Genomic DNA, 14,202 nt, shown 5'->3' with positions numbered 1-14,202 from the left:
GGCCTGTCGCACCCCGATGGCACAATCGGCCGGGTGAACTCACCGGCAGAACTGGGGACGTAGCTGTGTTCCTCCTCGACGACACCATCGTCTACAGCGCCAGCGACCTCTCCGCGGCCGCCACCTGCGAGTTCGCGTTGCTACGCCGGTTGGACGCCACGCTCGGACTCGCCGGCGCCGGGTCCGCCGCCACGTCCGTCGACGACGATCCGATGCTGCGACGGACCTCGAGCCTGGGCGATGCTCACGAACACCGCCGGCTCGAGCAGTTCCGTGCCGAGTACGGCGACGGGGTGGTCACGATGGACCGTCCCGAGTACACCGCGGTGGGTCTCTTCGACGCGAACCTGGCCACCGTGGAGGCGATCCGCGGCGGCGCCGACGTGGTGTACCAGGGCACGTTCTTCGACGGCCGATTCCTGGGTTTCTGCGATTTCCTCGTCCGCGACGGCGACACGTACGCCGTCTACGACACCAAACTGTCACGGCACGCGAAGGTGTCGGCCCTGCTCCAGCTCGCCGCGTACGCGGAAGCGCTGGCCGACAACGGGATCCCGACGTCCCCGGACGTCCACCTGCTGCTCGGCGACGACAGCGACTCGGCGCACTCGCTCGGCGACATCGTTCCCGTGTACTCCGCGCGACGGTCCTCGCTCGAACGAATTCTCGACGAGCACCGCGACGAGCAGTCCCTCGCGGAGTGGGGCGACCCCCGGTACACGGCGTGCGGCCGGTGCGACACGTGCACCCCGGAGGTGGAGCAGCACCGCGACCTCCTGCTCGTCGCCGGAATGCGCTCGACGCAGCGCAGCCGGCTGATCGCGGCCGGGATCGGCACCCTCGACGCCCTCGCCGCGCACGCGGGCAGTGTCGAGGGACTGCCCGAGCGCACCCTGGAATCGCTTCGCGCGCAGGCCGCCCTGCAGTTGCGGCAGGAGTCCTCGGGGACCCCCGAGTTCCAGGTGTACGCCCCGCAGGCTCTGGGCGGTCTGCCCGAACCGGACGACGGCGACATCTTCTTCGACTTCGAGGGCGACCCGCTCTGGGCCGAGAACGGTTCCACGGACTGGGGTCTCGAATACCTCTTCGGCGTGGTCGAGGGTCCCGCCGACGCCGCCGTGTTCCGGCCGTTCTGGGCACACGACCGCACCGAGGAGCGGCAGGCGCTCGTCGACTTCCTCGACTACGTGACCGCGCGTCGTCAGCAGTACCCGAACATGCACATCTACCACTACGCCGCGTACGAGAAGTCGGCACTGCTGCGGCTGGCGGGACGGCACGGCGTCGGCGAGGAGACCGTCGACACCCTGCTGCGCGACAACGTCCTCGTCGATCTGTATCCGGTGGTGCGCGGGTGCCTGCGCATCGGCGAACGGTCCTACAGCATCAAGAAACTCGAACCGCTGTACATGCCGGAGCAACCGCGCGACGGCGACGTCACCAACGCCGCGGCGTCGGTGGTCGCGTACGCCGACTACTGCGATCACCGCGACAACGGCCGCGAGGCCGAGGCACGCGCGCTGCTGCAGGGAATCGCCGACTACAACGAGTACGACTGCGATTCCACGCTGCGGCTGCGCGACTGGCTGATCGGGCAGGCGGAGACGCACGGTGTCGCCCTCCGGCCGCCCGGCGACGGGCCCACCGCAGTCACCGAGGAGTGCACCCCCGCGGAGGCGGCGTTGCGCGAGTTCGCCGGGCACGGGCCGAGCGAGCACCGAGGACACGACCAGCAGGCCGCCGCGCTCATGGCGGCGGCGGTCGGCTATCACCGCCGCGAGCGGAAACCGTTCTGGTGGGCGCATTTCGATCGGCTGGTCGTGCCGCACGACGAATTGTCGGACATCCGGGACGTTCTGGTGGTGTCGTCCGCGGTCGTCGAGGAGAACTGGCACAAGAGCAGCCCGCGGCAGCGCAAGCTGCGCCGGCGCCTGCAGCTCACCGGCCGTTTCGGGACGGGGAGCACGGTGGGGCCCAAGACTACGATGTATGCGCTCTACGACACTCCCGCACCCGAGGCGGTCGCGGGCGACAATCCGCAGCAGCGGGGAACGTGCACGGTCAACGTTCTCGACGTCGGGAAGGACGGCCGGCGCCGCGACGTGGTGATCGTCGAGGAACTTCTCAACGGCGAGGAGTACGTGCAACTTCCGACGGCGATCACCCCCGGGCCCCCGATCACGACCGACCGAATCGAATCGTCCATCGCGGTGGCGGCGGACGCCATGTGCTCACCGCTGCCGGAACTCCCGCTGTGCGCGTCGGTGGACATTCTCCGTCGGTCCGACCCTCGCACCCGGAGCGGACATCCGCTCCCACCCGTCGACGGCACGGACTACGCGGGCGCGATCACCGCGGCCCTGCTCGACCTCGAAGACTCGTACGTCGCGGTGCAGGGGCCTCCCGGCACCGGCAAGACGTACACCGGGGCCCGGGTGATCAAGGCGCTCGTCGAGCAGCACCACTGGCGGATCGGCGTGGTCGCACAGTCGCATTCGGTGATCGAGAACATGCTCGGCGGTGTCGTGAAGGCCGGGCTCCCCGCCGAGCTCGTCGCGAAGAAGGACGGGCGGCATCGCGCCGCGACATGGACCGACATCAGCTCCAACGACTACCCCGGCTTCATCGACCAGGCCGAGGAAACGGGCTGCGTGATCGGCGGGACCGCCTGGGATTTCGCAAACACCGACCGCGTGCCGCCCGGCAGCCTCGATCTGCTGGTCATCGACGAGGCCGGGCAGTTCGCTCTCGCCAATACCATCGCGGTGGGCGGTGCGGCACGCAATCTCCTGCTGCTCGGCGACCCCCAGCAGCTTCCGCAGGTCAGCCAGGGCACCCATCCGGAACCGGTGGACGCGTCGGCACTCGGGTGGCTCGCCGAGGGGCACGGGGCGCTGCCCGCGAGCCGGGGTTATTTCCTCGAACGCACGTGGCGGATGCACCCGGAACTGTGCGCACCCGTGTCGACACTGTCCTACGACGGCAAGCTGCGTTCGCAGGAATCGGCGAGTGCCGCACGCCGACTCGACGGCATGGAACCGGGTGTGCACACCGTCTTCGTCGACCACCAGGGCAACGCCACCCAAGCCCCCGAGGAATCGCGGGAGGTGGTCAACCGGATCACGAAGCTGCTCGGTTCCGGCTGGACCGACCCCAGCGAATTCGAGGGCACCCGCCCACTCGACGAGTCCGACATCCTGGTGGTGGCGCCGTACAACGCGCAGGTCGGGTTGATCGAACGCGATCTGGCCGCGGTCGGCCTCGACAAGGTCGAGGTGGGCACGGTCGACAAGTTCCAGGGGCGGGAGGCGGCCGTCGCCATCGTGTCGATGACCGCGTCCGCGATCGAGGACGTGCCGCGCGGCATGTCGTTCCTGCTGTCGCGGAACCGGATGAACGTCGCGGTATCCCGCGGCAAGTGGGCTGCGATCATCATCCGGTCGGAATCGTTGACGCAGTACATGCCGAGCACCCCGGAGGGTCTGACCGAGCTGGGTGCCTTCATGCGGCTCACCGGTCAGCCGAAGCACTGACCTTCGCCGCGGTAAGTGGGCACCACGGTGCGGGAGCCGTCCGACTCGACGAGGTGCACGTCGGTGAACCGCTCGCACAACTCGCCGGCCTTCGCGTGCCGGAACCACACCCGGTCGCCGATGCCGAGATCCGTTGCCGCCTTTCCGGTCACCGGGGTCTGGACCTCCCCGGCGCCCTCGTTGCGCAGTAGCTTCAGCCGCGGCGGCCACACCGGCTTGGGCACGCGAGCGCCCCCGGCGGGACCGGAGGCGATGTAGCCGCCGCCGAACAGCGTCGCGATGCCGGGACTCGGCCGCCGGACCGTCGACAGGGCGAAGTACAGCGACGGGTGCGGGCGGAACGCGCGGTATCCGTCGAACAGCGTCGGGACGTACAGACCGGAACCGGCCGTCACCTCCGTCACGACCGGGTCCGCGGAGCTCACCTCGAGCGAGCCGGTGCCCCCGCTGTTGACGATCTCGAGCACCCCGACCTCCGACTGCACGGCGTTCACCACGGCACCGCGACGGGTCGCGAGTTCTTTCGCGGATGCCCGCTTCATCCAGCCGATCGGCGGACTGGAGTCGGGCAGACCCGCGATCTGCGCTTCGTAGAACATGACGCCGACGACGGCGAACCCCCGCCCCGCGGCACGCTTCGCGAACGCGGCGACGGCGGACGGTTCGCGCAGCGGGGAACGGCGGACCCCGATGTGGACGGGCCCGAGCCGCAGTGAGGCGTCCACGTCGATGCACAGCCGGGCCCGGAGCGACGTGGTGCCTGCCGCGGCGAGAACGAAGTCGAGGTGGTCGTCGCTGTCGACCATCAACGTGATCCGGTTCAGCAGTTCGGGATCGGCCGCGAGTTCGGCGAGGGCGCCGCGGTCGGCCGTCGGGTAGCCCATGAGGATGTCGTCCGCGCCGCGGCGGGCGAGCCAGATCGCCTCGCGCAGCGAATACGCCATGATCCCGCGGAACCCGCCGGCCCCGGTGAGATTCTCCCCGAGGGCGACCTGGAGTACCGCGCGGCAGCGAACGGATTTGCTGGCGACGCGGACGGGGATGCCGCCCGCGCGCAGCACCAGGTCGGCGGCGTTGGCGCGCAGCGTGGTCAGGTCGAGCGCGGCCAACGGCGGGTCGACCTCGGTTGTCGAGGCGATGAGACGGTCGAGCGTGGGCGTCACAGTTCGTCCAATCTTGTCCATCGGTCTGCGACGCCAGTCAACCACCGAGTTGGACGATTGTCCAGATCAAATCGGACCCGCTCAGACCCGCTCGACCGCCTTCGACGCGATCACGTGCACCATGTCGTCCAGCGCCGCGATCATCGCCTCGCTGTCGCGGTCCACCAGCCACCGCAGCACGAGCCCGTCCAGGATGGCCAGCCCGAATCGCGCGATCGCCTCGACCGGGGTGGCCCAGCCGACTTCGGCGATGCGGGCGCACTCGGCGAGGAACTCGATCGCCTCCTCGTCCATGGTTCGGTATTGCTGACCGGCGATGTCGCCGGCCCGCTCGCTCCCGGAGGCCCGGTGCCGCAACGCCTGCGCGGTGATCTCGTACGTCAGCAACTGGCGGTCCGGGGTGGCCTCGATGATCGGCCACATTCCGCTGATCCCGATGTGGAGGAGCTCGCGCAGACCGTCGATCCCACGGAGGTCCGGCGCGTGCCGCACCTGACCGAACGCCAGCCGCATCGACGCGCTGAGCTGCAGAACAAGACTCTCACCCATCGCCGCGAGGAGCTCTTCCTTGCTCTCGAAGCAGTAGTGCACCACACCGAGCGAGACGCCCGCCTCCTCCGCCACGGCACGCACCGTGACCGACGCGACGCCGCGCTGCTCCGCGATGGCCAGTGCCGACTCGACGAGTTGGGCACGACGTTCATCCGCAGGAAGCCTGTTCAGCATCCTCTGATCGTAGAACCTGCGAGGGCCTCGCCCGTGACCAACACGGACGCCCGACCAACCCGCCATTTGCCTGGACGAGCGTCCAGGTTCATGATGGGCGAATGGCACAGGACACATGGCGCAACTGGGCGGGCACCGAGACGGCGAACCCGCTGCGCTTCGCGACTCCGCGCTCGGTAGAGGAGCTCAGCGCGCTCGTCTGCGGTGCCGCGGAGCACGGGCAGCGGGTCAAGGCCGTGGGGTCGGGCCACTCCTTCACCGGGGTCGCCGTCACCGACGGGATCCTCGTCAGCCTCGACGCCCTCACCGGGATCGAATCCGTCACCCTCGACGAACCGGCGGGCGCCCTCGTCACCGTCCTCGCCGGCACGCGGCTGCACGACCTGAGCGAGCAACTCTGGCACCGTGGCCTGGCGATGATCAACCTCGGCGACATCGACGTGCAGTCCATCGCGGGTGCGCTGTCCACCGGAACACACGGCACCGGAGCGCGTTTCGGAGGTCTCGCCACTCAGGTCCGCGCCCTGCAGGTGGTGCTGGCGGACGGCTCGGTGGCCGACTGCTCCCCCACCGAGAACCCCGAACTGTTCGAGGCGGCACGCCTGGGGCTCGGCGCCGTGGGCATCATCTCGAAGGTCACGATCCAGTGCGTGCCGAATTATGTGATGCACGCCGTCGAGAAGCCCGAGTCACTGGACGCCACCCTCGACCGGCTCGACCACGACCGCACCACGATCGACCACTTCGAGTTCTACTGGTTTCCCCACACCCGCCGCGTCCTGACGAAACGCAACACCCGGCTACCCGGTGACACCCCGGCCTCTCCGCTCCACCCGGTGCGCGCCTACGTCGACGACGAACTGCTCGCCAACGTCCTGTTCGAGGGCATCAACAGGGTCGCAGGCCTCGCGCCGAAAGCGATCCCGAAGATCAACCGGCTGTCGTCGCGCATGCTGAGCGCACGCGAGTTCACCGACCGCAGCTACCGCGTCTTCGCGTCGGAGCGCCGGGTCAAGTTCCGGGAGATGGAATACGCGGTTCCCACCGAGGCCCTCCCCGACACTCTCGCGGCGATCGATTCGTGGGTGGAGAAATCCGGTTTCACGGTCGCGTTCCCCGTCGAGGTCCGCTTCGCCGCGGGCGACGACGTGTGGCTGTCGACGGCGAACGGCCGGGACACGGCGTACATCGCGGTGCACCAGTACCATCGCCGCGATCACGAGCCGTACTTCTCCGCGGTCGAGGCCATCGCCCGGGAAGTGGACGGGCGACCGCACTGGGGCAAGCTGCACGGCCGCACCGCCGACGACTTGCGGCCCGCGTATCCGAACTTCGACGAGTTCGTCGCCGTGCGCGACAAGTACGACCCCGAGCGAATGTTCGGCAACGCGTACCTCCAGCAGGTCCTCGGTCGCTAACGTGGGCTAGGTGGCCCCCAGTCGATCTTTCGACCGTCGCGACTTCCTTCGCGCCGCGGCTGCGTCCGGGGCGGCGGCGCTCGGTGCCGTGATGCTCGGCGCGTGCGGGGAACGCCTGCACGATCCGGAGGTTCCGCCGCTTCCCGACGGCCTGTCCGTTCCGGGTGGCGGAGCGGTGTCCGAAACCGTGCCGGTCGACAAGGCGACGTGGCGCGTGCAGGGGGATCCGCTGGTCGCGCCGACCGGTGACGGGCCACTCGCCGGCATGCGACTCGCGGTCACCGACCTGTATGCCGTTGCGGGACAGCAGATCGGTGCGGGCAGCGGACGGCGGCTCGCCGAGGCACCCGTCGAGACGGGGACCGCCGCAGTGGTGGCGCGCCTCCTCGGTCAGGGCGCCCGCGTCGTGGGCCTGGCGCAGACCGACGACCTCGGGTACGGGCATTCCGGCATCAACCAGCAATTCGGCACACCGCCCAACCCCCGCGCCGAGGATTGCCTGCCTGGCGGCGCGACGTCCGGCGCCGCGAGCGCGGTCGCGCAGGGTTCCGCCGACATCGGATTGGGTATCGACACCACCGGTTCCGTCCGCATCCCCGCCTCGTATCAGGGCCTGTACGGCTTCGCGCCGTCCCGGGGCGCCGTCTCCACCGACGGGCTGTTCCCGCTGTCGCCCACATTCGACACCCCGGCGTGGGTCTGCGGCGACCTCGACACCCTCGTCGCGGTCTCCGGCGCGCTTCTCCCGCTCACGGCGGAGACCCCGTTCCGTAGCGCGCTCACCTCGGACGGCATCAACGCCGTCGCCGAGGCGGGAGCGCTCGGCGCGGTGCGGCGCGCCCTCACCGCGTGGGAGAAGAGTTCCCTCCCCCGGCTGACGTGGACCGACACGGACATCGGCCGGCTTCCCGACTGGTACGACGCCGTCGTCGCCGTGCAGGGCTACGAGGCGTGGCGGCTGCACGGCGATTGGGTGAGCGGGGCGATGACGTCGCTCGGCGACGAACCCGGCCGCAATTTCGCCGACGCGAGCCGCATCTGGGAATCCACGTACGGCCGGAAGCTGATCAAGCTCGGCGAGGCGTCGCAGACGATCACCGCGTACGTGGGCGACAGCCTGCTCCTGCTCCCGGCGACCTCGTCCACGGCCCCCGAGCGGATGAGCTACCCGAGCGGTGACCGGTTCCGGAACACGATGCGCGCCACCGGCATGCTCACGTGCCTCGCAACCATCTCCGGCCTGCCCAACGCGACCGTGCCGTTGCGCACCGACGACGGAGTTCCCGTCGGCCTCTGCCTGGTCGGCCCGTACGGCCGCGACCGCGACGTCCTGGCCGTCGTCGCGAGCCTCGGCGACACGGGGCTGATCGACTGACCGCCGGAAAGGCCGGCCGCGAAACCGTCAGCCCCGGAGCAGTTGTGCCTTGCGCGCGTCGCTCGCGAACGACGCCTTGATCGAGTTGCGCGCGAGGGTTTCGCGCTCGGCATCCGTGAGGCCGAGCTGATCCCGCAGCTGGGCGAAGTTGTCGTCGACGTACCCGCCGAAGTACGCGGGGTCGTCGGAGTTCACGGTGACGAGCAGCCCCGCCTCCAGCATGGTCCGCAGCGGGTGCTCGGACAGCGAGTCGACGACGCACAGTCGCACGTTCGACAGCGGGCACACGGTCAGCGGCACTTCCTCGTCCACCAGACGCGCCACGAGTGCCGGGTCCTCGAGCGCCCGCACCCCGTGGTCGATGCGCTCGGCGCCGAGGAGGTCGAGCGCCTGCCAGATGTACTCCGGCGGGCCTTCCTCCCCTGCGTGGGCGACCACGTGCAGTCCCTCCGACCGGGCGCGGGCGAACACGTCCTCGAACAGCGACGGCGGGTTTCCCACCTCGGCCGAGTCCAACCCGAGCCCGACGATCGGCGTCTGCAATCGGATGATCTCCGAGAACACCTCCTCCGCCTCGTGCACGGGACGGTCTCGCAGGATCGCGGCGATCGCGGCACTGCTGAGGCCGAACTCCCGCTCACTGGTTGCCACCGCGTCCATGATCCCGTCGAGCACCTCGTGCAGCGGGACACCACGATTGACGTGGGCCTGCGGGTTGAAGAAGAACTCCACGTGCGCGACACCGCCCGCCGACGCCCGCGCGAAATAGGCACGGGTGAGGTCCGCGAAATCCTGCGCCGTCCGCAGCACCTGCATGTTGGCGAAGTACAGGTCGAGAAACGATTGCAGATCGGTGAACTCGTACCGCGATCGGAGATCGTCGAGGTCCGCGTACGGCAGCTGCACGGAATTCCGTTCGGCCAGCGCGAAGATCAGCTCGGGTTCGAGGGAACCCTCGATGTGCATGTGCAGCTCGGCGACGGGAGAGCTCACGGGTGGATACCTGCCTTTCGCACCACCTAGGCAGCGGTGTCGCGGTCGACGATACGGACGAAGCCGTCGCCGTCGATATTCGCGGTGTCGCCGGTGTGAAACCAGCCACCCGTGAAGGTCTTCGCGGTGACCTCGGGCCGATTCCAGTAGCCGCGACTGACTCCCGGACCACGACACAGCAATTCGCCGACACCGCGGCCGGCGTCGGGACCGAGGAGGGCCACCTCCATCCCGCCGAACGCGACGCCCACGCTGCCCGCGTGTGTCAGAGCGCACTCGTCGGGTAGCGCCAGGCCCGCCCCGCACGTCTCGGTCATCCCCCACCCGAGGAAGTGCCTGGCCGCAGGAAACGTCCGCCGGAGAAGTTGCGACTGCTCCAGGGACAGGCCGGAGCCGCTGTAGTCGATCCAGCGCACCGCCCGCCGGCCGAAACTCGTCACCCGCGAGTTCTCCACGGCCCGCAGGAGGACGGCAGGCGCCGCGGTGAGCACGTCGGCGCCTGTGCCGCGCCACGACGCCGCGTCGGTGCTCCCGGTCAACAGGACAGTTCCGCCCACCACCAGCGTCGAGAGCAATTCGACGAGCGAACCCACGGTATGCAGTTCGGGTTCGACGAGCAGATTCCGCAGTCCCTCGGAGCTGAACCCGCGCGCGTGGAGCACGGATTCGATGGTCGAGAGGACGTTCTCGTTGCTCAGCTCCACGCCCTTCGGGGACTCCGACGGTCCGGGCGTGTACGACAGCAGCACCAGCTCGTCGGGGCTCGCGCCGTCGTCGATGAACGAGATTCCTTCCGGCAGTTCGCCGTCGAGGATCAGCACCGACTCGCTGTCGGCGAGCACCTCGCCGGTCCGCGCGTCGTCGAGTGCCGGGCTCACCCCGACCGGAACGCCGCCGGCCAGCAACACCCCGAGGAACGCCTCGACCCAGCGGACCCCCATGGGCTGCCGGACGGCGACCCGGTCGCCGATCTCGACGCCCTTCGACTTCAGCCCGCCGGCCACCCGCGCCGCGGACGTCCACAGTTGCGAGAACGTGAGCGACCGGCCACCGTCCTCCTCGACGGCGACCCGGCCCGCGTAGCGGTGTACCGAGATGTCGAGCAGCTCGGTGAGCGACGGGTTGAGCCCGCCGTACCGGAGCAGGCCGTCGCGACCACGGACCACCCGGTCGTCGTGGAAGAAGGGACCACTACTCGGGTACTCGACGAGGGACGACGGCATCTGCACCTCCGCTGACGACACTGCTGCGCGACCGGGACGTTGCCACGACTATATGACGCCCGTCACAGTTGCGGGGAGCGGATCGCCGACGCCTACTGTCCGCGGTACGTCGCCTTGCCCGGTCCGACGTCGAGGAAGCTGCGGACCGCACCCCGGAGGTCTTCGGTCTCGAACAGCGCACCCGACACGTCGGGCGTGATCGAGTCGGCGTGCGCGATTCCGCCCGACCGCCACGCGGAGATGATCTGCTTCGTGGCGTCGTGTGCGCGCGTCGGCCCGTCCGCCAGGCGTGCGACGAGCGCGCGGGCCTCCGCGTCGACGTCCTCGTGGACGGCGTTGACCACACCCCAGTCGCGCAGGGTCGCGGCGTCGTACAGGTCGCCGGTCATCACCAGTTCCCGGGCGCGGCCGGACCCCGCCCGCTCGGCCAGCCGCTGCGGACCGCCCATCGACGGGGTCAGCCCCACCACCGTCTCGACCAGTCCGAACTTCGCCTTCGGTGCGGCGAGGATGATGTCGCAGGCGAGCGCGATCTCGAAGGCCGCGGTCAGCGTCAGTCCGTGCGCCGAGTACACGACGGGGCACGGCAGCGCCTCGAGCGGATGGCAGATCTCGGCGAACAGCTCCTGCCACAGATCCGCGCCCTGTTCCGCGGTGAGCCCGTCGAACACGTGGACGTCCACCCCCGCGGAGACCACCTTGCCCTCGGCGCGCAGCAGCACCGCGCGCGGCGGATTCTCGGCGAGCGCCGCGACGTCGGCCTGCACGGCGTCGAACATCGCCTGATCGAAGAGGTTCAGCGCGCCGTGGGCGAACGTCAGGATCGCGATCTCGGCGCCGGCGTCGGTACGGACACGCTCGAGTCGGGTGGGATGCGCCGCAGCGGCAGGCTCAGTCATGCCGCCAGACTGCCACACGCGTTCCGCCTACGATCGGGGTGTGGACTCGCTGCGCGCGGCGCTGGCCGACGTCGTCGGAGAACGGTTCGTGACCGTGGACGCGGACGTGCTCGCAGCCCGCGCCACCGACCACACGGGACGCTACAGCGGGCGGGCGAGCGCACTCGCCCGGCCCGCGGATGCCGCGGAAGTCTCGGCCGTGCTGGGCATCTGCCGCCGAGCGGGTGTGAAGGTCACCGTGCAGGGTGGCCGGACCGGACTCGAAGCGGGCACGGTTCCCGAGTACGACGACGTGCTGCTGTCGACGGAACGGCTGACCGCGGTCGGCGCCGTCGACCGCGAGAACCTGCGTGTCACCGTCGGCGCCGGGGTCACCCTCGCGACGCTCCGGCACGCCGCGTCCGACGCGGGACTGCTGTTCGGCGTCGACATCGCCTCCCGCGATACCGCGACGATCGGCGGCATGGTGTCGACCAATGCCGGAGGGCTGCACACCGTGCGGTACGGCCACATGTCCGCGCAGGTGCTGGGCCTGGAGGTGGTGCTCCCCGACGGGGCGATCGTGCGGCGCAGCATGCGGGTGGGCGCCGAGAACTGCGGATACGATCTGCCCGCGCTGTGGGTCGGCAGCGAGGGCACTCTCGGCGTGGTCACGACCGTCGATCTCGCGCTCCGCCCCGTATCGGAGTTCCGCGTGACGGCCCTCGCCGGCTTCACACAACTGCCCGGGTTGATCGACGCGGCTCGCGTCGTCCGGCGGCTCGAGGGGGTGGACGCCGTGGAGATGCTCGACGGCCGCGGGCTCGAATTGGCCTCCTCGCGGCTGGGTTTCGCAGTTCCCACGGGTCTGCCGTGGTATCTCCTCGTCGAGCTGGCCGGCCACCGCGACCTCACCGACGAGCTGGCGGAGGCGCTGGAGCAGTGCGCTCCCGACGACGAACCCGCCGTCGGGATCGATCCCGCAGGCCGCGCCCGGGTGTGGTCGGCGCGGGACGCGTTCGCGGACGTGGTCGGACTGTTCGGACCCCCGCTGAAGTTCGACGCCGCCCTCCCGCTGGACACCCTCGCCGCATTCGTCGCCGACGCGGTCGCAATGGTGACGAGCCGGGAACCCGACGCGATCCCGGTGTTCTTCGGGCACGTCGCCGACGGCAACGTCCACCTCAACGTGCTGCGCTGCCCCGACGAGTCCGTGCTGTACCGGCCGGTCACGGAACTGATCCGCGATCACGGCGGCAACATCGCCTCCGAGCACGGCGTCGGCGCACACAAGCGCAACTATCTGGACCTCGCCCTCAGCCGCGAGGACATCACCGCGATGTGGACGATCAAGCAGGCGTTCGATCCCGCGGGCTACCTCAACCCTGCAGTGATGTTTCCCGACTGGCTGCGTCGCCCGCACTGACTCCGGGCTTCTTCTCGCGCAACGGTCGCGCGAAGCACACGGAGGCGACGAACCCGACAAGCAGGACGGCGGCGGGCAGCCAGATCGACTGCGACATCGCCGTCGCGAACGGTTCCTTCACGAACTCGGGCATCTCCCCCACACCGGCCTCCTGGCTGTCGGCATTCAGTCCCTGAGCGGACAGGCGGGCCGTGATGAGTGCGCCGATCGCGGCGCTGCCGAGCACGGCGCCGACCTGGCGGGTGGTGTTGTAGACGCCGGCTCCGGCGCCCGCCTGATGGGGTGGAAGGTTGTGCGTGGCCGTGGCGGCGAGCGGCGACCAGATACACGCGTTGGCGAGGCCGATCAGTCCGATGGGCAGCAGCAGCTTCCAGATCGCCACGTCGGGTGACATGACCATGGACAGCCAGCCGAGTGCGATCGAGAACAGCAGGAATCCGGCGCCCGCGATGTACCGCGGGTGGGTGCGGTCCACGAGCTTGCCGATGAACGGAGCGAACACGCCGGTGAGGACGGCCATGGGCACGAGCAGCAGGGCCGACCGTGTGGGCGACAGACCCCGCACCGCCTGCGTGTAGAACATCAGCGGCAGGACCATCGCGGTGATCGCGAATCCCATCGAGGTGATCGCCACGTTGGCGAGCGAGAAGTTGCGGTCCTTGAACAGGCCCAGCGGCAGGAGCGGCTCGTTCTTGTTCCAGGACTGGTACCAGACGAAGACGCCGAGCAGGACGAGGCCGGCGCCGATCGATGCCAGCACGGTCGCCGACCAGTCGTAGGAGCTGCCTTCCTGGATTCCGAACACGAGGAAGAACATGCCGAGCGCGCTGAGGACCACCCCGGGGATGTCGAACTTGTGCTCGTGGGTCTCGAGCGACGGCACCAGTCGCCAGGCCAGCACGAACGCGATCACGCCGACGGGGACGTTGACGATGAAGATCCACTCCCAGCCGAGATTGTCCACGAGCACGCCGCCCGCGAGCGGTCCCACCAGGGTGGCGACCCCGGCGACGGCGCCCCACAGACCCATCGCGGTGCCGCGGCGGTCCGGCGGGAACGTGCGGGTGATGACGGCCATCGTCTGCGGCGTCATCAGTGCGGCGCCCAGTCCTTGGAAGACCCGGGCGACGATGAGCATGGTGATGGTGCCGGACAGTCCGCACCACAGCGACGCCCCGGTGAACAGGACGAGCCCGATCAGGTAGATGTTCTTGGGCCCGAACCGATCACCGAGGCGACCGGTGACCAGCAGCGGCACCGCGTACGCCAGCAGGTACGCGCTGGTGACCCAGACGACCTTGTTGATGTCGGTGTGCAGGTCGTTCATGATCGCCGGGTTGGCCACCGCGACGATGGTGCTGTCGACGAGGATCATGAAGAAGCCGATGACGAGGGCCCACAGCGCCGGCCAGGGATTTCGGTGCTCGGGTGGCGACGTGGGTGGTGCGGTGCGCTCGGTGTCCATCA

Annotated in this window: 10 protein-coding genes; 4 read left to right on the top strand and 6 right to left on the bottom strand. The window is 69.7% G+C overall.

Annotated features, from left to right (window positions below):
* Positions 1-65: 65 nt before the first annotated feature.
* Complete coding sequence (locus DTA22_RS32445; RefSeq protein WP_112302157.1) at positions 66-3,533, top strand: TM0106 family RecB-like putative nuclease; 3,468 nt, start codon at positions 66-68, stop codon at positions 3,531-3,533.
* On the opposite strand, the gene DTA22_RS32440 is transcribed toward DTA22_RS32445, so the two are convergent.
* Both DTA22_RS32440 and DTA22_RS32435 read right to left on the bottom strand, forming a co-directional pair.
* Positions 3,518-4,717, bottom strand: a complete 1,200-nt coding sequence (locus DTA22_RS32440; protein WP_081792777.1) for an amino acid deaminase/aldolase — start codon at positions 4,715-4,717, stop codon at positions 3,518-3,520. The genes DTA22_RS32445 and DTA22_RS32440 overlap by 16 nt on opposite strands.
* Positions 4,718-4,777: 60 nt before the next feature.
* Positions 4,778-5,422: a TetR/AcrR family transcriptional regulator gene (locus DTA22_RS32435; RefSeq protein ID WP_037244456.1), complete on the bottom strand. Its 645-nt coding sequence runs from the start codon at positions 5,420-5,422 to the stop codon at positions 4,778-4,780.
* Between the two features lie 101 nt (positions 5,423-5,523).
* On the opposite strand from DTA22_RS32435, the gene DTA22_RS32430 reads away from it, so the two are divergent.
* Both DTA22_RS32430 and DTA22_RS32425 read left to right on the top strand, forming a co-directional pair.
* A complete protein-coding gene (locus DTA22_RS32430) occupies positions 5,524-6,840 on the top strand; it encodes a D-arabinono-1,4-lactone oxidase (protein WP_112302156.1) in 1,317 nt (438 codons plus the stop codon).
* A gap of 10 nt (positions 6,841-6,850) precedes the next feature.
* Positions 6,851-8,215, top strand: a complete 1,365-nt coding sequence (locus DTA22_RS32425; protein ID WP_112302155.1) for an amidase family protein — start codon at positions 6,851-6,853, stop codon at positions 8,213-8,215.
* A gap of 27 nt (positions 8,216-8,242) precedes the next feature.
* Here the strand turns inward: DTA22_RS32425 and DTA22_RS32420 are convergent, their stop codons facing one another.
* From DTA22_RS32420 to DTA22_RS32410, 3 genes are all read right to left on the bottom strand, one after another.
* On the bottom strand, positions 8,243-9,208 hold the full coding sequence (locus DTA22_RS32420) for an adenosine deaminase (protein ID WP_037244448.1): 966 nt from the start codon (positions 9,206-9,208) through the stop codon (positions 8,243-8,245).
* Positions 9,209-9,234: 26 nt separating this feature from the next.
* Positions 9,235-10,431, bottom strand: coding sequence for a class I adenylate-forming enzyme family protein (locus DTA22_RS32415; protein ID WP_112302154.1), 1,197 nt, complete (start codon positions 10,429-10,431; stop codon positions 9,235-9,237).
* 92 nt (positions 10,432-10,523) lie between these two features.
* Positions 10,524-11,330, bottom strand: a complete 807-nt coding sequence (locus DTA22_RS32410; protein ID WP_037244441.1) for an enoyl-CoA hydratase/isomerase family protein — start codon at positions 11,328-11,330, stop codon at positions 10,524-10,526.
* Here DTA22_RS32410 and DTA22_RS32405 point away from each other — a divergent pair.
* Positions 11,329-12,735 (top strand): FAD-binding oxidoreductase, encoded by a 1,407-nt coding sequence (locus tag DTA22_RS32405; RefSeq protein WP_409372736.1) that lies wholly within the window; start codon positions 11,329-11,331, stop codon positions 12,733-12,735. The two genes, DTA22_RS32410 and DTA22_RS32405, sit on opposite strands and share 2 nt — an antisense overlap.
* Here the strand turns inward: DTA22_RS32405 and DTA22_RS32400 are convergent.
* The gene (locus DTA22_RS32400) at positions 12,689-14,200 is read right to left on the bottom strand and encodes an MFS transporter (RefSeq protein WP_037244437.1); all 1,512 of its coding nucleotides are present in this window, start codon (positions 14,198-14,200) and stop codon (positions 12,689-12,691) included. The genes DTA22_RS32405 and DTA22_RS32400 overlap by 47 nt on opposite strands.
* Positions 14,201-14,202: the final 2 nt, after the last annotated feature.

It is taken from the genome of Rhodococcus wratislaviensis, from assembly GCF_900455735.1.
In the GTDB taxonomy this organism is placed as follows: Bacteria; Actinomycetota; Actinomycetes; order Mycobacteriales; family Mycobacteriaceae; genus Rhodococcus_F; species Rhodococcus_F wratislaviensis.
Note: the sequence above shows the minus strand (reverse complement) of the source record. Positions and strands in the feature narration are given on the sequence as shown.

Bases quoted from the DNA above. Each gene is read 5' to 3' on its own strand.
- DTA22_RS32440 (WP_081792777.1), bottom strand. From the start codon at position 4,717: ATGGACAAGATTGGACGAACTGTGACGCCCACGCTCGACCGTCTCATC.
- DTA22_RS32435 (WP_037244456.1), bottom strand. From the start codon at position 5,422: ATGCTGAACAGGCTTCCTGCGGATGAACGTCGTGCCCAACTCGTCGAG.
- DTA22_RS32430 (WP_112302156.1), top strand. From the start codon at position 5,524: ATGGCACAGGACACATGGCGCAACTGGGCGGGCACCGAGACGGCGAAC.
- DTA22_RS32415 (WP_112302154.1), bottom strand. From the start codon at position 10,431: ATGCCGTCGTCCCTCGTCGAGTACCCGAGTAGTGGTCCCTTCTTCCAC.
- DTA22_RS32405 (WP_409372736.1), top strand. From the start codon at position 11,329: ATGCCGCCAGACTGCCACACGCGTTCCGCCTACGATCGGGGTGTGGAC.
- DTA22_RS32410 (WP_037244441.1), bottom strand. From the start codon at position 11,330: ATGACTGAGCCTGCCGCTGCGGCGCATCCCACCCGACTCGAGCGTGTC.
- DTA22_RS32400 (WP_037244437.1), bottom strand. From the start codon at position 14,200: ATGGACACCGAGCGCACCGCACCACCCACGTCGCCACCCGAGCACCGA.